Annotated in this window: 15 protein-coding genes; 11 read left to right on the top strand and 4 right to left on the bottom strand. The window is 77.0% G+C overall.

The window, feature by feature from the left end; genetic code table 11:
• Positions 1–23: 23 nt before the first annotated feature.
• The 4 genes from recC to ACFPBZ_RS01590 are packed head-to-tail and all read left to right on the top strand — an operon-like array spanning position 24 to position 8,801.
• The gene (gene recC, locus ACFPBZ_RS01605; protein WP_378034220.1) at positions 24–3,302 is read left to right on the top strand and encodes an exodeoxyribonuclease V subunit gamma; all 3,279 of its coding nucleotides are present in this window, start codon (positions 24–26) and stop codon (positions 3,300–3,302) included.
• Complete coding sequence (locus tag ACFPBZ_RS01600; RefSeq protein WP_378034219.1) at positions 3,299–6,658, top strand: UvrD-helicase domain-containing protein; 3,360 nt, start codon at positions 3,299–3,301, stop codon at positions 6,656–6,658. Before recC ends, ACFPBZ_RS01600 begins: the two co-directional genes overlap by 4 nt.
• Positions 6,655–8,475 (top strand): exodeoxyribonuclease V subunit alpha, encoded by a 1,821-nt coding sequence (gene recD, locus ACFPBZ_RS01595; RefSeq protein WP_378034218.1) that lies wholly within the window; start codon positions 6,655–6,657, stop codon positions 8,473–8,475. Before ACFPBZ_RS01600 ends, recD begins: the two co-directional genes overlap by 4 nt.
• Positions 8,476–8,507: 32 nt before the next feature.
• Positions 8,508–8,801 (top strand): hypothetical protein, encoded by a 294-nt coding sequence (locus ACFPBZ_RS01590; protein ID WP_378034217.1) that lies wholly within the window; start codon positions 8,508–8,510, stop codon positions 8,799–8,801.
• A 9-nt stretch (positions 8,802–8,810) separates the two neighbouring features.
• On the opposite strand, the gene ACFPBZ_RS01585 is transcribed toward ACFPBZ_RS01590, so the two are convergent.
• Positions 8,811–9,497, bottom strand: a complete 687-nt coding sequence (locus ACFPBZ_RS01585; protein ID WP_378034216.1) for a pentapeptide repeat-containing protein — start codon at positions 9,495–9,497, stop codon at positions 8,811–8,813.
• A 35-nt stretch (positions 9,498–9,532) separates the two neighbouring features.
• A complete protein-coding gene (locus tag ACFPBZ_RS01580; RefSeq protein ID WP_378034215.1) occupies positions 9,533–11,065 on the bottom strand; it encodes a carboxylesterase/lipase family protein in 1,533 nt (510 codons plus the stop codon).
• A 139-nt stretch (positions 11,066–11,204) separates the two neighbouring features.
• Here ACFPBZ_RS01580 and ACFPBZ_RS01575 point away from each other — a divergent pair, with 139 nt between their 5' ends.
• From ACFPBZ_RS01575 to ACFPBZ_RS01550, 6 genes are all read left to right on the top strand, one after another.
• A complete protein-coding gene (locus ACFPBZ_RS01575) occupies positions 11,205–11,864 on the top strand; it encodes a hypothetical protein (RefSeq protein ID WP_378034214.1) in 660 nt (219 codons plus the stop codon).
• Between the two features lie 270 nt (positions 11,865–12,134).
• Complete coding sequence (locus ACFPBZ_RS01570; RefSeq protein WP_378034213.1) at positions 12,135–12,476, top strand: hypothetical protein; 342 nt, start codon at positions 12,135–12,137, stop codon at positions 12,474–12,476.
• A gap of 30 nt (positions 12,477–12,506) precedes the next feature.
• Entirely contained in the window at positions 12,507–12,815 is a 309-nt protein-coding gene (locus tag ACFPBZ_RS01565) for a hypothetical protein (RefSeq protein ID WP_378034212.1), read from the top strand.
• Between the two features lie 82 nt (positions 12,816–12,897).
• The gene (locus ACFPBZ_RS01560) at positions 12,898–13,584 is read left to right on the top strand and encodes a hypothetical protein (RefSeq protein ID WP_378034211.1); all 687 of its coding nucleotides are present in this window, start codon (positions 12,898–12,900) and stop codon (positions 13,582–13,584) included.
• Between the two features lie 196 nt (positions 13,585–13,780).
• Positions 13,781–15,238, top strand: a complete 1,458-nt coding sequence (locus tag ACFPBZ_RS01555) for an N-acetylmuramoyl-L-alanine amidase (RefSeq protein ID WP_378034210.1) — start codon at positions 13,781–13,783, stop codon at positions 15,236–15,238.
• Positions 15,239–15,272: 34 nt separating this feature from the next.
• Positions 15,273–16,091, top strand: a complete 819-nt coding sequence (locus ACFPBZ_RS01550; protein ID WP_378034209.1) for a SirB1 family protein — start codon at positions 15,273–15,275, stop codon at positions 16,089–16,091.
• A 4-nt stretch (positions 16,092–16,095) separates the two neighbouring features.
• Here the strand turns inward: ACFPBZ_RS01550 and ACFPBZ_RS01545 are convergent, their stop codons facing one another.
• Positions 16,096–16,743 carry a response regulator gene (locus ACFPBZ_RS01545; protein ID WP_378034265.1) on the bottom strand — a complete coding sequence of 216 codons (648 nt, stop codon included), beginning with the start codon at positions 16,741–16,743 and terminating at the stop codon, positions 16,096–16,098.
• 29 nt (positions 16,744–16,772) lie between these two features.
• A complete protein-coding gene (gene macS, locus ACFPBZ_RS01540; protein ID WP_378034208.1) occupies positions 16,773–17,963 on the bottom strand; it encodes a MacS family sensor histidine kinase in 1,191 nt (396 codons plus the stop codon).
• 185 nt (positions 17,964–18,148) lie between these two features.
• Here macS and ACFPBZ_RS01535 point away from each other — a divergent pair, with 185 nt between their 5' ends.
• Complete coding sequence (locus ACFPBZ_RS01535; protein ID WP_378034207.1) at positions 18,149–19,864, top strand: hypothetical protein; 1,716 nt, start codon at positions 18,149–18,151, stop codon at positions 19,862–19,864.
• Positions 19,865–19,867: the final 3 nt, after the last annotated feature.

The raw sequence follows: 19,867 nt of genomic DNA, 5'->3' as shown, positions 1-19,867 counted from the left end.
GGTCGCGGCTAGCGTCCGCTGCCATGGCGCTCCTGGTCCACCGCGCCGAGCGGGCCGACCTCCTGGCGGAGGCGCTCGCCGGCGTCCTCGCCACGCCCCCCGAGGATCCCTTCACCCCCGACGTGGTCGCCGTGCCCACGCGCGGGGTCGAGCGCTGGCTCGCCCAGCGCCTCTCGCACCACCTCGGCGCCGCGCTCGGTGCCGACGGGGTGTGCGCCAACGTCGAGTTCCCCTCGCCGGCCGAGCTGGTCCGGGCCGCGCGGGGCCTGCGCGACGACGATCCCTGGCGCCCGGAACGGCTGGTCTGGCCCCTGCTCGAGACGATCGACGCGTGCGCCGGCGAGGACTGGTGCGCCGCGCTCGGCACCTACCTCGGCGTCGTCGGCGACACGTCCGGCACCCGCGCGGGCCGGCGCTTCGCCGCGGCCCGGCACCTCGCCCGGCTCTTCGACGCCTACGGCGACCACCGGCCCGACATGCTGCGGGCCTGGGCCGCGAAGGACGACCTCGACGGCGCCGGCGGCGAGGTGCCCGCCGACCTGCGGTGGCAGCCCGAGCTGTGGCGCCGCCTGCGCGACCGGGTGGGCGAGCCCGCCCCGGCCGAGACGCTGGTCGAGGAGGGCGCCCCCGGCGCCGACCTGCCGGCGCGGCTCTCGGTGTTCGGGCCCACCCGCCTGTCGACGAGCGCGCTGCGGACGCTCACCGCCCTCGCGGCCGACCGGGAGGTCCACCTCTGGCTGCCGCACCCCTCGCCCGCGCTGTGGGAGCGGGTGCGGGGCGAGGTCTCCGCGGAGCCGCGTCGCCGCCGGGACGACCCCACGGCCTCCGCGGCCGCGCACCCGCTCCTGCGCTCGCTGGCGCGCGACGCCCGCGAGCTCCAGCTGCGCCTGCCGGCCGACGCCGTCGACGTCCACCACCCGGGCCCCGGCATCCCGCCCGGCACGCTGCTCGAGCGCCTGCAGGACGACCTGCGCCACGACCGCGTGCCCGCCCTCGCCGACCTCACCGGCGACACCAGCGTCGTCGTGCACTCCTGCCACGGGCCCGACCGGCAGGTCGAGGTGCTCCGCGAGGCCGTCCTCGGGCTCCTCGCCGACGACCCGACGCTCGAGCCGCGCGACGTCGTGGTCATGTGCCCCGACGTCGAGACGTTCGCTCCACTGATCACGGCCGCCTTCGGGGCCGGAGAGGGCGAGGCGGGGGAGCACCCCGGCCACCGGCTCGCGGTGCGGGTGGCCGACCGCGCGCTCACCCAGGTCAACCCGGTGCTGGGGCTCCTCGGCACCGTCCTCGACCTCGCCGACGCCCGGCTCACCGCGGGCGAGCTGCTCGACCTCGCCGAGAGCGAGCCGGTGCGGCGCCGCTTCCGGTTCGACGACGACGACCTCGACCGCCTGCGCCGCCTCGTCACCGAGTCGGGCGTCCGCTGGGGTCTCGACCGGGCCCACCGCGCCACCTACAAGCTCGGCGGGGTCGGTGAGAACACCTGGGAGCGCGGCCTCGATCGGCTGCTCGTCGGGGTGGCGATGTCGGGCGACGAGCAGGTCTGGCTCGACACCGCGCTGCCGCTCGACGAGGTCGAGTCCGGCGACGTCGAGCGGGTGGGCCGGCTCGCCGAGCTGGTCGACCGCGTGTCCGAGGTGCTCGACCGGCTGACCGGCGAGCGCCCGCTCGACGCCTGGCTCGACGCCCTCACCCTGGCCGTCGACGCGCTCGCCGCCGCCACGCCCGCCGACGTCTGGCAGCTCACCCAGGCCCGGGCCGTGCTCGCGGAGGTCCGCGGCGACGCCACCGGCGACACGCCCCTGACCCTGCACGACGTGCGGTCGGTCCTGTCCGACCACCTCGCCGGGCGGCCCACCCGGGCCAACTTCCGCACCGGGAGCCTCACGGTGGCCACCCTGCTGCCGATGCGCAGCGTGCCGCACCGCGTGGTGTGCCTGCTCGGGCTCGACGACCAGGTGTTCCCCCGCGAGACCCGGACCGACGGCGACGACGTCCTCGCCCGCGACCCCTGCGTCGGGGAGCGGGACGCCGCCGCCGAGGACCGCCAGCTGCTGCTCGACGCGATCACTTCGGCCACCGAACGGCTCGTCGTCGTCCACTCGGGGGCCGACGAGCGCACCAACGCGCCGCGCCCCCCGGCGGTCCCGGTCGGCGAGCTGCTCGACACCCTCGACGCCACCGCCCGGATCGACGGCGGGAGCACGCGGGCCCACGTGGTGCACCGGCACCCGCTCCAGCCCTTCGCCCCGGCCGAGTTCGTGGCCGACCCGGACACCGGGCGCCCGTTCAGCTTCGACGTCGGGGCGCTCGCGGGAGCCCGGGCCCTGGGGTCGGGGCGGACGCGGCCGCCGGTGTTCCTCGACGGGCTCCTCCCGCCGCGCGACGAGCCCGAGGTCGACCTCGCCGACCTCGTGAAGTTCCTCGAGCACCCGGTGAGGGCGTTCCTGCGCCAGCGGCTCTCGCTCGTCGTGCGCGGGGAGGACAGCGAGCCCGACGAGGCGCTGCCGGTCGAGCCGAACGGCCTGGCGCGGTGGTCGATCGGGCAGCGGCTCCTCGAGGACCGCCTCGCCGGGCACGACGTCGCCGCCTGCATCGAGGCCGAGCGCCGCCGCGGCGAGCTCCCGCCCGGGGCGCTGGGCGCGGCCCTGCTGAAGAAGCTGGGCCGCGAGGTCGAGCTGCTCGTCGCGGCGGCCGGGCCGCACTGGGTCGAGCCGGCGCGCGACCTGACGGTGCGGGTCGCCCTCGACGAGGGGACCACCGTCGTCGGCACGGTCGCCGGGGTCCGGGGCTCCACCCTCGCCTCCGCCACCTACTCCCGGCTCGCCCCCAAGCACCGCCTCGCCGCCTGGGTCCAGCTGCTCGCCCTGGCCGCCGCCCGCCCCGGACCCTGGCGGTCGGCCGCGATCGGCAAGGGGATGGACGGGCCGGCCACCGCGGCCGTCCCGGGCGTCGACCCCGAACACGCGCGGACCGTGCTCGCCGACCTCGTCGCGCTGCGCGCCGAGGGGCTGCGCGAGCCGCTGCCGCTGTTCGGCCGCACCTCCGAGCGCTACGTGTCCGACCGGCCGAAGAAGACCACCCGGCAGGCCTTCGACGCGGCCCGGACCACCTGGACTAAGGACTTCGACGGCTCGCGCGACCCCGCGCACGTCTACGTCTGGGGCGCCGACCGCCCGCTCGACGACGTCGCCGGGAGCCCGGGGATGGTGGAGTCCACCCGCTTCGGCGAGCTCGCCGTCCGGCTGTGGAAGCCGCTGCGCGAGGCCGAGAACGGCCGCGAGGAGCACTACCGATGACCGCCACCGTCACGGACGTCAGCCCGGCCACCGTCGCGGCGCCGGCGTTCGACGTCCTCGGGGCGCTGCCGAGCGGCACCACGGTGCTCGAGGCCAGCGCCGGGACCGGCAAGACGTACACGATCGCCGCGCTCGCGGCCCGCTACGTCGCCGAGGGCCACACCACGCTCGCCGAGCTCATGCTCGTCACCTTCGGCCGCGAGGCCACCCGCGAGCTGCGGGAACGGGTGCGGGAGCGGCTCGTGGCGGTGGAGCGCGCCCTGGTCGACGGCGACGCGCGCGGCGACGCGGTGACGGCGCTGGTCCTCGCCGTCGACGCCGACGAGCGGGCCCGCCGCCGCGCCCGGCTCGCCCACGCCCTCGCCCACTTCGACGAGGCCACGATCGCGACCACCCACCAGTTCTGCCAGGACATGCTGGCCGGCCTCGGCGTGGCCGGGGACACCGACGCCGACGCGCGGTTCGTCGAGCAGATCGACGACGTCGTGGTCGAGGTCGTCGACGACTTCTACGTCCGCGCGTACGCCCCGCCGTCCGCCGGGGCCCCGCCGTTCGACCGGGACACCGCCCTCGCGCTCGGACGGGCCGCGGTCAACGACCCGGGTGCCCGCATCGCCCCGGCCGAGGGCGAGACCACCGGCGAGGCCGACGTCCGCGCCCGGTTCGCCCGCGGGGTGCGCGGCGAGGTGGAGCGCCGCAAGCGCACGCGGCGGCTGTTCACCTTCGACGACATGCTCACCCGGCTGCACGCGGCCCTGACCGACCCCCGGCTCGGGGAGACCGCCTGCGAGCGCCTGCGGTCGCGCTACCGGGTGGTGCTGGTCGACGAGTTCCAGGACACCGACCCCACCCAGTGGGACATCCTGCGGACCGCCTTCCACGGCCACGCCGTGCTCACCGTGATCGGCGACCCGAAGCAGGCGATCTACGCCTTCCGCGGCGCCGACGTCGTCAGCTACCTCACCGCGCGCGGCACCGCCGGGACGCGGGCCACGCTGGGGACCAACCACCGCAGCGACGCGCCCCTGCTCGCCGCGCTCGACCGCGTGCTGGGCGGGGCCGCCCTGGGCGACGACCGCATCGTCGTGCACCCGGTCGCGGCGGCCCACGAGGGCCGGAGGCTGGCGGGGGCCCCGGTCGACACGCCGTTCCGGCTGCGGGTGGTCCCGCGCGGGGGCCTGCGGTCGAACTGGCGGACCGGGCTGCCGGAGATCGGCCCGGTGCGCCGCCGGGTCGCGGCCGACCTCGCCGCCGACGTGGCCGGGCTGCTCGCCGCCCGATCCACGTGGAACGACGAGCCGCTGGCGCCCGGGGACGTGGCGGTCCTGGTGCGCACCAACGCCCAGGCCGACCTCGTCCGGGAGGCGCTCGCCGACACCGGGGTGCCCGCGGTCCTCGCCGGCGCCGCCGGGGTGTTCTCCACCCCCGCCGCCCGCGAGTGGCTGACGCTGCTGGAGGCCCTGGAGCAGCCCGGACGGGTGCTGCGCGTCCGCGCGGCGGCCCTGACGAGCTTCGTCGGGACCCGGGCCGCCGAGCTCGACGCCGACCCCGACGCGGTGCTCGACCGGGTGGGACAGGACCTGCGCCGCTGGGCCGCCGTGCTGCGCGACCGCGGGGTGGCGGCGATGGTCGAGGCCCTCTCGGCGCGCACCGGGCTCGTCCCGCGCGTGCTGGGCCTCGTCGGCGGGGAGCGGCTGCTCACCGACCTCCGCCACGTCGGGCAGCTGCTGCACGCCGAGGGCGCCGCCCACCGCCACGGGGTCGTCGCGCTGACCGAGTGGCTGCGCCTGCGCGTTCTCGAGGCCGAGGGTCGGCGGGCCGAGGCCCGGCCCGAGCGGACGCGGCGGCTGGAGTCCGACGCCGACGCCGTCCAGATCCTCACCGTCCACAAGTGCAAGGGCCTCGAGTTCCCGGTGGTCTACGTGCCGTTCGGGTGGGACCGGTGGGTGCCGGGCGAGCCGCGGGAGGTCCTGCACCACGACGCGTCCGGTGCCCGCGTCCGGGCCGTCGGCGGGCCGGGCGACCCGGCCTGGCTCGACCACCAGCACGCCCAGCGCGCCGAGGACGACGGCGAGGACCTCCGGCTGCTCTACGTCGCGCTCACCCGCGCCCGCAGCCAGGTCGTCGCCTGGTGGGCGCCCTCGTCGCAGACCGCGTCCTCGGCGCTCAACCGGCTCCTGCGCAGCCGGCGCGGCCCCACCGGCTGGGAGCCCGACCCGGCCGTCACCCTCACCGACGACTCCGCGGTGTGGGAGCAGCTCGCCGCGTTCGCGGGCCCCGACCTCGCCGTCGAGCCGGTCGCCGAGCGCACCGCGGTGCCCTACATGCCCGATGCCGTCGCCGCCGGCTCGCTCGCCGTCGCGCGGTTCGACCGGCCGCTCGACCTCGACTGGCGGCGGTCGTCGTACTCCTCGCTCACCGCCGACGCGCACGCCGCCGGGCCCGACGCCACCTCCGAGCCGGAGGAGGCCGTCGTCACCGACGAGGCCGACGTCGAGGTCGAGGCGGCCGACGCCGGCGGTGTCCCCTCCCCGATGGCCGACCTGCCCGTGGGGCCCGCGTTCGGCGTCGTCGTGCACTCCGTCCTCGAGACCGTCGACACCACGGCCGCCGACCTCCGCGAGGCGTTGCGGGTCTCCGCCGCGGCCGAACTCGGCCACCGCCCGGTCGCCGGGCTGGCCGCGGACGGGCTCGCCGCCGCGCTCGAGCCGGCCCTGCGCACCCCGATCGATCCCGCCGGGTGGAGCTACGGCGACGTCGCCCCGCGCGACCGGCTGCCCGAGCTCGGCTTCGAGCTGCCGCTGGCCGGCGGCGACCATCCCGACCGCGACGCGGCCGCGGTCACCCTGGGCGGCGCGGCGGCCCTGCTGCGCGAGCACCTCCCCGCCGACGACCCCCTCGTCGCCTACCCCGACGCGCTGGAGGCGCTCTCCGGGCAGGTCCTGCGCGGCTACCTCACGGGCAGCGTCGACGCCGTGCTGCGGGCCCCCGACGGGCGCTACGTGATCGTCGACCACAAGACGAACTGGCTCGGCCCGGTCAGCGCCACGGGCGTCGCCGACCCCCTGACCAGCGCCCACTACGGCCCCGAGCAGATGCGCACGGCGATGGTGCGGGCGCACTACCCGCTGCAGGCGCTGCTCTACGGCGTGGCGCTGCACCGCTACCTGCGCTGGCGGCTGCGGTCCTACGACCCGGCCACCCACCTGGGCGGCGTGGCCTACCTGTTCCTGCGCGGCATGTGCGGTCCCGACACCCCGGTGATCGCGGGCACCACGTGCGGGGTCTTCCGCTGGACGCCGCCGCCGGCGCTGCTCGTCGCCCTGTCCGACCTGCTGGCGGGAGGACCCTCGTGACGGTGCTGGATCTCGCGGGGGAGGACGGCGTCCGGCACGCGGTGCGCGCCACCGGCCGGCTCGCGCAGTTCACCGCGCGCGGCGTGCTCGACCCGGCCGACGTCGCCGTGGCCCGGCGGCTCGGGCGCCTCGGCGGGGAGGACGACGAGGAGGTGCTGCTGGCGGCGGCGCTGACGGTGCGCTCGCTGCGGGCGGGCTCGGTGTGCCTGGAGCTCGCCGACGTCGACCGCCGCGTCCTCGACGCCGACGACACCCTCGTCCCCACCGACGACCTGCCCTGGCCCGAGCCCGCGGCCTGGACCGCCGCGATCGCCGCGAGCCCGCTGACCGCGCCCGGCGGCCCGCTGCGCCTCGACGACGGCCTGCTGTGGCTCGACCGCTACCGCCGCCAGGAGGACCAGGTCCGCGCCGACCTCGTCACGCGCGCCGACGCCCCCGCGCCCGCCGTCGACCTCGAGGGGCTCCGGGCGAGCCTCGACCGGTACTACGCCGGGACCGGCGCGGACGACCACCAGCGCCTGGCCTGCGCCGTCGCCGCGCTGCGGTGGACGACCGTGGTGGCCGGCGGGCCGGGCACCGGGAAGACGACCACCGTCGCGCGGCTGCTCGCGGTGCTGCGCGAGCAGGACCCCGACCTGCGGGTGGCGCTCGCCGCGCCCACCGGCAAGGCGGCCGCGCGGCTCGGGGAGGCGATCGCCACCGAGGCCGTGACCGGCGGCGAGCCGCAGGCCTCGACGATCCACCGGCTGCTCGGCTACCGGCCCGACAACCCCTCGCGGTTCCGCCACGACCGGCACCGGCGGCTGCCCCACGACGTGGTGGTGGTCGACGAGACCTCGATGGTGTCGCTGACCCTCATGGCGCGGCTGCTCGAGGCGGTGCGCGACGACGCGCGGCTCGTGCTCGTCGGCGACCCCGACCAGCTCGCCTCCGTCGAGGCCGGCGCCGTCCTCGGCGACCTCGTCAACGCGCCCCGGCTGGGCACCGCGGGACCCGACCCGGCGCTCCTCGACGCCGTCGGCTGCTCCGGGCGCCCGGGCGACAACGGGGTGGTCCGCCTCGAGCACAACTACCGCAACAACGACGAGATCGCCGCGCTGGCCGACGCGATCCGCGCCGGGGACGCCGACGCGACCCTGGCGTGCCTGCGCTCCGCGTCCTCGCTGGAGTTCCTGGAGTCGGTCGACCTCACCCAGCGGGAGCCCGCGGGGCTCACGACCCTGCGCGACGACGTCGTCGCGGGCAGCCGCGAGGTGGCCATCGCCGCCCGGGCGGGCGACGCGGAGACCGCCCTGGCCCAGGGCGAGGAGCACCGCCTGCTCTGCGCCCACCGGCGCGGCCCGTACGGGGTGGCGCGGTGGGCCCGGCAGGTGGAGCGCTGGCTCGACGAGGACGGCGGGGTCGACCCCGAGCTGGAGGCCCACCAGGAGTGGTGGCCCGGGCGCCCGCTGCTCGTCACCGAGAACGACCACGAGGCCGGGCTCTACAACGGCGACACCGGGGTGGTCGTCGAGCGGCGCGGCCGGCTCGTGGCGGTGTTCGCCCGCGGCGGCCGGCCCCTCGAACGCGCCCCGGCGCTGCTCGGCGCCGTCGAGACCGTGCACGCGATGACCGTGCACCGAGCCCAGGGCAGCCAGTACGCGCAGGTGAGCGTCCTGCTGCCGCCGCCCGAGTCGCCGCTGCTGACCCGGGAGCTCCTCTACACCGCGGTCACCCGCGCCCGGCACCGCGTCCGCGTGGTCGGCTCGGCCGACGCGGTGCGGGCCGCGGTCGAGCGCCCGGTCAGTCGCGCGTCCGGGTTCGCCCGCAGACGGTGATGCGAGGGACCCGGCGGGGTATAAGAGCAGCCATGGACCCCGCCCAGGCCCGCAACCCCGCCGCCCTGCCCGACACCTCGCCCGAGAAGCAGAGCGAGCTGAAGCTCAACGTCGGGATCGGCGTCATCGGCACGATCCTGTCGCTGTTCAGCGCGGTCATCTTCTTCCTGGTGATCGAGGAGCACATCCTGGGGATCGTCTTCGCGGTGGTCACCCTCGGCGCGGCGGCCCTGACCCTGCGGTTCTACGGCCGGCTCAAGAAGGGCCGGGAGGCGGCCGGCGGGGTGCAGTCGTCGCCCCACGAGCGCACCGACGAGACGCACTGACCGACCGCACTAGCCGACGACGAGCCCCAGCGCCCGGCACACGTCCGCGGCCTGGGCCTCGCTGACGATCGCGCCCCGCAGCGTGCGCGGGGCGTCCTCGGTGAGCCCGCCGAGGTCGGCGCCGCGCAGGTCGGCGCCGGCCAGGCGCGTGTGGGCGAGGTCGACGTCGCGGAGCACGCAGTCGAGCAGGGTGGCCCCCCGCAGGTCGGCGCCGCGCAGGTCGGCCTCCGAGAGGTCCACCCCGCGCAGCGTCACCCCCCGCCACAGGACGTCCTGGAGGTTGGCGAGGCCCAGGGTCGAGCCGTCGAGGGAGTAGGAGACGGCGAGCCCGCGCAGCCCGGACAGGTCCGCGCCGATCATCCGGCAGCCGTCGAACCGGGTCTCGGTGAGCAGCGCGCCGGTCAACCGGATGCGGGAGAGGTCGACCGCGGAGAACACCGCGTCGGTGAGGTCCGCGTCGAGCAGGGTCGCCCCCGCCAGCGACCCGCCGCGCACGGTGACCGCCTCCATCGTCGCGCCCCGCAGGTCGGCCCCCGGGAAGCGGCACTGCTCCAGCGTCGCGCCCGACAGGTCGGCCCCGTGCAGGTCGGGTTCGTCGGCCGTGCAGCGGCGCAGCACCGCCCCGCCGGTCCCGTCGAGCAGTTCCCGCAGGTCGGGACCGGTGAGGACGGCGTCGTCGACGGGAGCGGCAGGCACGGCGTCATCCTCCCGCGCCCGTCCTCCCACGCCGGCTACCGGTAGCCGCGGTAGCCCTGCCAGGCGAGGCGGCGGTCGCGACGCGGGTCGCCCTCGATCCGGTCCTGCGCGTCGATGATCCGCGTGAGCCGGGTGGAGGCGTCGTAGCGCGGCCACGTCCCGGTGGGCGCGCCCGTGTGCGCGAACGCCGTCCAGTCCCGGACGATCCGGCGGGACGCCGCGCGCAGCGCGCCACGGCCACCGAGCATCGTCAGGACCTTCCCGCCGCGGGAGTCGGCGAGCCCGAACACGGAGTAGAGCTCCATGCCGTGCATGGCGTCGAGGCCGAGCAGCCGCAGCAGCCGGGGCGCGAGGTCGTAGCGGTAGGCGTACACCGGGTTCCCCGCGGCGGCGTGGGCCTCCATCACCTGCACCGACGGGTACCAGAACAGGTAGTCCCCGCCGAGGTCGCGGCGGTGCGACGTCCCCCGGTAGGCGGCGAGGACCTGCTCGCGCAGCTCGGGCTGGGTGGCGGCGAAGACGGCGTCGGCGCGCTCGTCGGAGACCAGCAGGTCGAGGCGCAGCCCGGGCAGCTCGAACAGCCGCCCCTCGGTGTCGTTGGTGCCGATGATCAGCGGCACGGGGTGGGCGCGACCCGCGGCGAAGGCGTCGAGCGGGGCCTCCGGGATGAGGTCGCCGTCCACCACCGGAGCGGTCAGCAGGACCCCGGGCGTCTCGTCGGCGACCCGGCGGAAGCGGCGCGCGGCGGTGAGGAGGTCCTCGGTGGAGGCGGTCTCGAGCAGGTCCATCGGGTCGTCGTCGGGTCGCCCGACGACGACGCCGAGGTCGCGGGCGTAGCGGTCGGCCCAGCCGGCCGCGCGCTCGTGGGAGTAGGCCACGCCGGGCGCGGAGCTCTGCGCGATCGCGCGGTGGAAGAGCCCGCGGGCGGACGGAACGGTCATCAGGGTGGTCACCGAGATCGCGCCGGCCGACTCGCCGAACACGGTGACCTGCTCGGGGTCGCCGCCGAAGGCCGCGATGTTGTCGCGCACCCACTCCAGGGCGGCGATCTGGTCGCGCAGCCCGAGGTTCGACTCGATCGGGCGCCCCGGGGTCGAGTGCGCCGAGAAGTCCAGGTAGCCGAGCGCGCCCAGGCGGTAGTTGACGCTGACGTAGACGACGTCGCCGGTGCGGACGAGGTCGTAGCCGCGGTAGGTGGGCGAGGACGAGGCGCCGACCACGAAGGCGCCGCCGTAGAACCACACCATGACCGGGAGCGGGCCCTCCGGCGCCGCCGGGGCGACGACGTTGAGGGTCAGGCAGTCCTCGCCCATGGGTGTGTGCCGGCCCGCGCCGACGAACTCCCCGCTGCGGTCCTGGGGCGGGACCGGCCCGAACTCGACGGTCTCCCGCACCCCGTCCCACGGCTCCACGGGGGCGGGGGCCCGCCAGCGCCGCGGCCCGACCGGCGGCGCGGCGTAGGGGATGCCACGCCAGGTGCGCAGGTCGTCGCGACCGCCGGCGCGCCGCCCCCGCACCACTCCCGCCGTCGTGACGGCCTCCAGGACATCGGTACGCGTGCGTTCCACGAGGACCACTCTGCCACTCCGCGCGGCGCGACGATGCTTCACGCCTGGCCGTACGCGAGAACACGAAGAGTGACACCATCGAGTAGAGAGCGCCCGATCAGTGGGGCGTGTCGGCTTGTCAACCCTCAGTATCGGCAGGGTGCAGGCGGAGGTGGGAGCGGCGTTGTGGCAGGTGGAGGCGGCGTTCGTCGCCCACCCGGTCCGGGACGTGCTGGAGAGTCACACCCCGCGACAGCGCCCGGTCGTCCTCGCCGAGGCGGACCCGCTCTCGCTCGCGCTGAGCCTCGGCACCACGATCGGCGAGCCCGACGACGTGCGGGCCCTCACGCCCTGGCTGCTCCGGGCGGTCGTCACGGACGGCCGGGTCGACCTGCACTCCGTGCTGTCGCGCATCGCCGCGTTCTGGGACGGGTGGGGCACCGCCGAGCGGACCGCCGTGCGGGACTTCGTCGACACCCTCTGGGTCGCCCTGCTCGACCGGCACCCCGGTCCCGGCTCCGACCTCCCGGTGGCCACGGCCACCTCCTTCCTCGACGACGCCTCGGGCCTCGGCGACGGCCCGGCGCGCCTGCTCGCGATCTGGGAGTACAAGGACACGGCGAGCGCCGACCACCACCTCGCCGAGCTCGTCATCGACGCGCACTACGGCGCGCGGATCGACGCCCGCGTCCTCGCCTGGTCGCGGGCCCGCCCGCAGCGCGAGCGCCTCGAGCGGGCCGCGCGCCGCGACCGCGACGAGGCGTGGGCCGGCGACCTGGGCGCCGCGCTCGACCTGTCGTCGGTACCGCCCTCGACCTAGATCCGCCCGCCCGGCCCGATTCCGGAGAGTGAGAGCGGTCCGGGACGGGGAGGACGACTCGCCGTCGAACGGTGACGGTCCGACACCCGTTTCGTGCCCACGGGTCAGGTTGCGCGCGCTCGACTCCCCGACGCGGCGAAGCGGTCACGCCTTCCGGTGGCGCAGGGTGACACCCTCCGTGCGGTCCTCGTTGAGTGGATGACGCCGCCACGCCCGGTTCGCCGGGTTTCCCCGGGCGGCACTCGCTCCCCCTCGACAGGAGAACACCGCATGAGCAAGAAGCTGGGAATCGTGGGTGTCGGCGTCGTCGTCGGCCTCGCCGTCGCCGCCCCGTTCGCGTCCGCCACCGAGTCGCACGGCGGCTCGGGCGGAGGGTCCGCCCCGGCGGGCCCGTCCTCGACCTGCAGCGTGGCGGGCGGCAGCGCCGGCGCCACCAACGGGATCGGCGGCGACTCGCTCGCCAACGTCGTCGCCCAGGCCCCGATCGGCGGCCTGAACGCGGCCAACATCGTCTGCAACTCGATCCTCAACGACAACCTCAGCAACAACGTGCTCGAGCTGTCGGTCCTCGGCGAGGGGCTGCCGGTCCTCGGCGACCTGCTCGGGCTCTGATCCGTCACTCCTGAGAGAAGAGGACCCGACATGTCGACGAAGAAGATCGTCACCGTGACGCTGGGGGTGGCGGCCGGCCTGGTCGCGATCGCGCCGCTGGCGTCCGCGCACGACTCGCAGCCCGGCGGCGGCAACGGCGGCGCGGCGCCGCGCGGCAGCACCGACGTCTGCTCGGTCAAGGGTGGGACGGCCGCCGCCCAGAACGGGATCCAGGGCGACTCGCTCGCGAACGGCGTCGTCCAGGCCCCGGTCGGTGGCGCGAACGCCCTGAACATCGTCTGCAACTCGATCCTGAACGACAACCTCAGCGACAACGTGCTGGGCCTCGAGGTCCTGTAGGCGTCGTCCCGGTGCCGTCCGGCCCGGTCGCCCCGCTCCGGCGGGGTGACCGGGCCGTCGTCGTTCGTGACAGGCTGTCCCCGTGCCGGATCCCGACCTCCCGGAGACCTCACCGGACGCGCAGCGCAGCTCCTCCGCCGCGGTGCCCGTCCCGTGGACCGGCGACCGCCTCGTCGGCGAGCTGCTGCGTCGCGGCATCGACGGCGCCGGTCCCTGGCACCCCGCGCGGAGGGTCGCCGAGGAGCACCTGGCCGAGGCCGAGGGGGACGTCGAGTCGGCCGTCCGCCGCCTCACCACCACCCACGTCCGGCTCGCCGCCAGCTCCGGTCTGCTGACGAGCCTCGGCGGCGCCGCGACGATGCTCGTGACCGCGCCCGCGGGCGTCACCGGGCTCTACCTCGTCTGCACCCGCCTCGCGGCGTCGATCGCCCACGCGCGGGGCCACGACGTCGACGACCCGGTGGTGCGCACCGCGATCCTGCTCTGCGTCCTCGGCCCCGACGGCTCGGAGCTCGCCGAGCGCACGGGGCTCGACCTGCAGGGCGTCTCGCTGCTCACCGGGCTGCGGCGGCTGCCGCCGGAGGTCCGCGAGCAGCTCGACCACCGGATCGCCTACCGGCTCGCCAGCCGGGCCGGTCGCCGCGGCGTGCTCAACCTGACGAAGCTCATCCCCCTGGTGGCCGGCCCGATCGGCGCGGGCGCCGACGGGATCGCCGCCCGGTCGGTGGCCACCTACGCCGACGTCGCCTTCTGGACCCGCCAGCCCTAGAGATCGAATCCCCCACACGGGTGGCGCGTCGTGGGACGGCTGGTGCGCATGTGGGTGTGAGGGTTGCTCCGCGGTTGAGAACGAGCGGAGGCGGACGAGCATGACGCGGTGGACGGCCACGGATTCCCGACGACGGGTCGGTCCGGTGCGCCCACGGCGCGCCGGCCCCCGGAGGATGCGGCGTGTCCTGCTCGGGGTGGGCGCTCTCGCCCTGGTGGCGGGGCTCGCCCCGGCCGCGATCGCCGTCACCGACCAGGCGCCCCGTGCCCCCGAGGCGCGCGCCGTCACCTCCCTGCCCGCGGCGACGCTGCCGCCCGCGGACCCGACGGACCCCTCGATCACCCCGCTCCCGCTGACGCGGCAGGCCCGGGACGGCGAGGGCACGCAGGTCGCGCGGTCGGCGGGCCCGCTGAAGCTCGTCGCCGTGACCTGGACCGGGACCGACCCCGACACCGTCGAACTGCGCTCGACCGACGCCGCGGGACGCTGGGGCGCCTGGCTGCCCCTCGACGCGAACAGCCCGTCCGAGCGCGACGACGCCCCGGCCCGGAGCACCGCGGGCGGCGGGACCGACCCGGTGTGGGTCGGGGACCGCCACGCCGTGCAGGTGCGCGCGACCCGTGGCGGTGCACCGGTCACCGAGGGCCTCGCCGTGCAGCGGATCGACCCCGGCGCCTCGACCAACGACGACGCCATCGGCGCCCGGGCCCGCGAGCGGCAGACCTCGGCCCGCGACGGCGCCCCGCCCGCCCCGGCCTACGTGACGCGGGCGCAGTGGGGGGCCGACGAGCGCCGCATGACCTGGCCGCCGGAGTACTCCCCGACCACCCGCGCCGTGACGATCCACCACACCGCCGAGTCGAACGACTACAGCCCCGAGCAGTCCGCGGCCGTCGTCCGGGGGATCTACGCCTTCCACGTGGAGAGGAACGGCTGGGGCGACATCGGCTACAACGCGCTCGTCGACAAGTACGGCACGATCTTCGAGGGGCGCGCCGGCGGGCTCGACCGCCCGGTCGTCGCGGCGCACGCCGGCGGGTTCAACCGCGACACGTTCGGCATCGCGATGATGGGCAACCTCTCCGACGTCGCGCCCACCCCGGCGGCGCTGACCTCGGTGGAGAACCTCGCGGCGTGGAAGCTCGGCGGCACCTACCGCGACCCGTCGGCCAAGGTCACGCTCACCTCGAACGGCGGAGGCACGTCCAAGTTCGCCAAGGGGCAGACCACCACCGTCGACGCGCTGTTCGCGCACCGCGACGTCGGCAACACCGCCTGCCCCGGCAACGCCGCGTACGCGGCCATGGGGACGATCCGCACCGAGGTCGCCAAGCTCATCGCGGCGGCGGGCACCGACGTCCGCTCGGCGTGGGCGGACCGCCCGGACCTCGGCCAGCCCTACCGCGTCGAGCAGCCCACCGCCGACGGCCGGGGGCGGTACGCCGACTTCGAGCGCGGCTCGATCTACTTCTCGCCCACCACCGGGGCGCACGAGGTCAGCGGGGCGATCCGCGACACCTGGCGCGCCCGCGGCGCCGAGCTCTCGCCGCTCGGCCTGCCGATCGGTGACGCCTACCCGACCTCCGACGGCCGCGCCCAGGAGTTCGAGCACGGCGAGCTCCGCTGGTCGGAGACGACGGGGGCCGTCACGTAGGGCGCGCCGGCGCGAAGCGCGGGAGGATGCGGACGTGCCCGACGACCCCGCGGACCGGACGCCGCCCCCGGACCCGCAGGGCTCGGCGGCCGCCGTCGCCCGGTTCGGGGGCCTCGTGGCCACCGGTCGCCCGCCGCTCGACCGCGCCGCCCTCGAGATCGCGCGGATCGCCCGCCCCGACGCCGACGTGTCGGCCGCGCTCGCCGAGCTCGACCGGCTGGCGGCCGGGGTGACCAGCGTCGACGACCTCGTCGTGCGGCTCTACTCCGAGGAGGGCTTCCGCGGAAACTCCGAGAACTACTACGACCCGCGGAACTCCTCGCTCGTCGAGGTCCTCGAGCGGCGCGTGGGGATCCCGATCAGCCTCGCGGTCGTCGTGATCGAGGTCGGGCGCCGAGCGGGCCTCACCCTCGAGCCGGTGGGGCTGCCGGGGCACTTCCTCGTCCGCCCGGCCGGGTCGGTCTGGCACCTCGACCCGTTCACCGGGACGCTGCTCGACGAGGCCGACTGCCGGGCCCTGTTCGTCGCCGCCACGGGGGCGTCCGGCGCGGGGTTCCGGCCCGAGCTGCTCGAGCCCATCGGCGTCGAGAGCGTGCTCCTGCGGATGCTGACCAACCTGCGGTTCGTCCACCGCGCCGCGGGCCGGCTCCCGGAGCTGCAGCGGGTGCTCGAGGCCCGCCTGCACCTGCCCGGGGTCTCCGGCGAGGAGCTCGTCGAGCTGGCCGCGACGTTCGGGCACCGCGGCGAGTACCTCCACGCGGCCCGCATGCTCGAGGCGTGGGCCGAGCGCCGCCCGCGGGCGGCCGCGCTGCTCGCCCGGCACGCCCGGGCGTGGCGGGCGCACCTCAACTAGGCCCTCACTGCTCGTCCAGCCCCTGCTCGATCGCGTAGCGGGTGAGCTCCACCCGGTTCGTGAGCTGCAGCTTGCGCAGCGAGTTCTGCACGTGGTTCTCGACGGTGCGGTGCGACAGGTCGAGGCGCTCGGCGATCTTCCGGGCGGTCAGGCCCTTCGCGACGAGGCGCAGCACCTCGGTCTCGCGCGGGGTCAGCGCCTGCTCCCCGGAGGGCGGCGACCGCCGCTCCGACCGCGCCGCGGCGTCCCGGCGGCGGAACTCGCCCAGCACCAGCCCGGCGAGCTCCGGCCCGAACACGGCCTGGCCGGCGGCCGTGCGCCGCACGGCGTCGACCAGCTCGGCGGCCTGCGCGGACTTCACGAGGTAGCCGGCCGCGCCCGCCTGCACGGCGCCCAGGACGTCGCCGTGCTCGGCGCTGGCCGAGAGCACGAGGATCCGGGTGGCGGGCAGGGTCGCGAGGATCGCCGCCGTCGCGCCCGCCCCGTCGAGGTGGGGCATCTGGAGGTCCATCACGACGACGTCGGGCCGCACCGCCGGCGCGATCCGCACCGCGGCCGCCCCGTCGGCCGCCGTCGCGACCACGTCGAAGCCCCGCTCGCCGAGGTCGCGGGCAACGCCCTCGCGCCACATCGGGTGGTCGTCGACCACCATCACCCGCACGCCCGCCTTGTCGTCCCCGCTCACCGTCCCGTGCCCTCCTCCCGGCCCGAAGGTCGAGCTCCGCTCCGCTCCGTCTCCCGGGGGAACCGCAGCTCCCACTCCGTGCCCTCGCCCGGTGCCGTGACCAGCTGCGCGGTGCCGCCCAGCTCGGCCACCCGCCCGCGGATCGACGAGGCCACCCCGAGGTGCCCCTCGTCGCGGGCGGCGTCGAGCCGGCCCGCGGGGATCCCGTGCCCGTCGTCGCGCACGCTGACCGTCACCGCCTCGTCGTCGTCCTCCAGCAGCACCCACAGCCCCGAGCCGGGCCCGGCGTGGGCGTCGGCGTTGGCCGCGGCCTCCCGCACCACCGCCACCACCGAACGCGCGAGCCCGCCCGGCACCTCCACCGGCTCCGGCGGCACCGCGAGCACCGCCCGCGCCGGCAGCGTGGCCCCGACCGCGGCGCCCAGGTCGACCGGCTCGTCGTCGGGACCGTCGAGGCCGGGCGGGCCGCGGGTGATGAGGCGGCGCAGCGACACCTCCTGCTCGGCGGCCTCGCGCACCAGTTCGTCGTCGCCCAGCGCGGGCCCGCGCCGCCGGACCAGGGCGAGGACCTGCAGCACCCCGTCGTGGATGTCGCGGGCGAGGCGGTCGCGCTCGGCGGCCGCGGCCTCCGTCGCGATGGCCTCCTGGAGCCGCTGCGCGGAGCGGCGCAGCGCCACCGAGGCGAACCCGACGGCGATCCCCGCGGCCCCCAGCAGCTGCGCGTCGGAGAGCAGGGCGCCGTCGAGGGCGCGGCGCGTGATCCACAGCCCGACGAGCGAGACGAGGACCGCCCCGACCGCGGGACGGATCCCGTGGGCCACGGCGACGGCGAGGACCGCCCCGGCCGACCACACCGTGGTGATGACGGGCTGGCCCGCGGCGATGCGCGCCGGGTCGTCGATCAGCAGCGTGCTCATGGTGGTGAGGACCGTGACGGCGAGGTCGACCACCGCGAGCCGCCGGGCGCCGCGCAGGTAGGCCACGGAGGTCGCGAACGTCCACGCGCCCATGAACACGACCACGGCCACCGCGAGCGCGGGGCGCCGGTACTCGTCGGCGAACCGCACGACGTTCGCGATCGCGTAGGCGAGCGCCACCACGCGGAACAGGACGAGCCCGCGCCAGAGGGGGAGCAACGCGGCATGCACGTCGACGGTGGCGCCGCGGCGTGTGACCGTGCCCGTCACGGTGCTGTTCACCTCCACCCGATCTCGTCGTCCCCGCCCGCGTCATCGCAGCGTGTCGACGCCGTCACGGTGGGGAATGGACGTCGGCGGCCGGTCGGCGTCAGCATGCCGCACGGCTGTGACGGCGACCATGCTCACGCGGGTGTCACCGGTGGACGACGGCGACGGGCGCCGCACTACCGTGGATGCGATTCGTGGACGAGCGGGAGCGCGCGCCGCCCGACCGCGGGCCGGACGAGGAGGACGACGTGGGCAGCTGGGTGATGGCGGTCGAGGTGACGCCGTCGGAACTCGTCGCGGCCGAGGTCGGTCGCGGGACCGGCGCGACGCCGCGTCCGCGCTCCGAGGCCGTCGGATCGGGCCCCGACCCGGTCGACGCCCTCGCCGACGCCTTCGAGCGCGTCCTGCAGGCGCCGCTGCCCGACGACGACCGGCCCGCCCGGCTCGTCGTCGCCACCCCGCCCGACACCGAGCGCCGCCGCTTCGAGGAGATCGCCGAGGCGAGCGCCCTCGTCGGCCTGCCCGCGCCCTCGTGGCTGCCCGGCCCGGTGGCGCTGGTCGGCGACCGGATCGCGGCCGAGGTCGAGATCGGGGGCCGCGCGGTGGTGCTCGACGCGCGCGACGGCGGCCTCACGGCCTGGCCGGTGCTCCGGACCGCCGACGGCGCGGAGGTCGGCGGTCGCGGACCGGTGGCCACCGGGACGCGGCTCGACCAGCTCCTGCTCGGCGTCGTCCGGGCCCAGATGCGCTCGCTCGATCCCACCGCGGTCAGCGGTGCCCCGCGGCCCGACTCGCGCGGCACGGCCGACGCCCGCGGCGACGCCGCCCGGCTCCGGCGCGAGGTGCGGCGCGCCCGCGCCCGGCTGGCCGAGGAGGACGTCGAGGAGGCGCGGGTCCCCACCGGCGGTCCCACGGTGACGATCGACCGCGCGGTCTTCGACCAGCTCGTCGAGCACGCCCTGCGCGAGACCACCGCCGAGCTGGCGGGTCCCGGCGGCGACGACGCCCCGGTGTACGTGCTGGTCGACCACCCCTCGCCCCTGGCGGCCCGCCTCGCCGCCCTCACGCAGAGCCCCGGATCGGCGGGCTCCGAGCCGGTGCTGCCGGGCGACTCCCACGACGGCGTCCTCGGACTCGCCGCCCTGCTCCTGCCGGCCCGGCCGCGCCCCACCCGCGCGGCCTCGGGCGCCCAAGCCATTCGCGCGCGCCGCATCGTCGGCCCGCCCAGCCCGGTGCCGGTCGGCGCGGGCCGTGGGTCCGGCTCCGGCGGCGGCGGGCCGGAGGACCCGGGCTCCGGGGCGGCCGCAGCTCCCGGGGCAGCCGGCACGGTCGCGCCGCTCGAGCCGCCGACCCCGCCCCGCGGCACGCCGCTGCCGGAGAACGGGCACGAGCCCGGGGACGGCGACGCCGAGCCGCGCATCCCGGCGGCCCGGATCCCGTCCACCCCGGTCCAGGCCCAGCACCGGTCCGGGCCGGACGAGGCCGTCGCGCGTCCCGCGAACGGCATCGGCAGCATGATGGCGTTCGGCAGCGGCGCCGCCGGCGAGCACACCGGCGGCCACGCCGTGCTGGCGGAGGCCGCCCCGCACGAGGCCCGGCCGGTGTCCGACGCCCCGCCCGGCGGGTCCGCGCCGTTCCGCCGTGACGAGCCGCAGGCGGAGCAGCGCGACGGGAGCGGCCCGACGGCCGTCCGGCCCGCCCGCCGGGGCCCCGACACCGCCCCCCAGCCGATCCCCGCGCCGCGCCGGACGACGAGCCCCGCGCGCGGGGCGGTCGTCGTGCTCGCCCTGCTCGTGGTGGTCGCCGTCCTCGCCGCGGCCGGGGTCCTGCTGATCGGTCCCGACCAGATCGGGGCCGCCTTCGGCGGCCTCGGGACCGGGACCGCCTGGCTCTCGCCCTAGCGG

Source organism: Actinomycetospora atypica (assembly GCF_042653685.1).
Taxonomy (GTDB): Bacteria; Actinomycetota; Actinomycetes; order Mycobacteriales; family Pseudonocardiaceae; genus Actinomycetospora; species Actinomycetospora atypica.
This window is presented reverse-complemented; position numbering and strand designations above follow the sequence as displayed.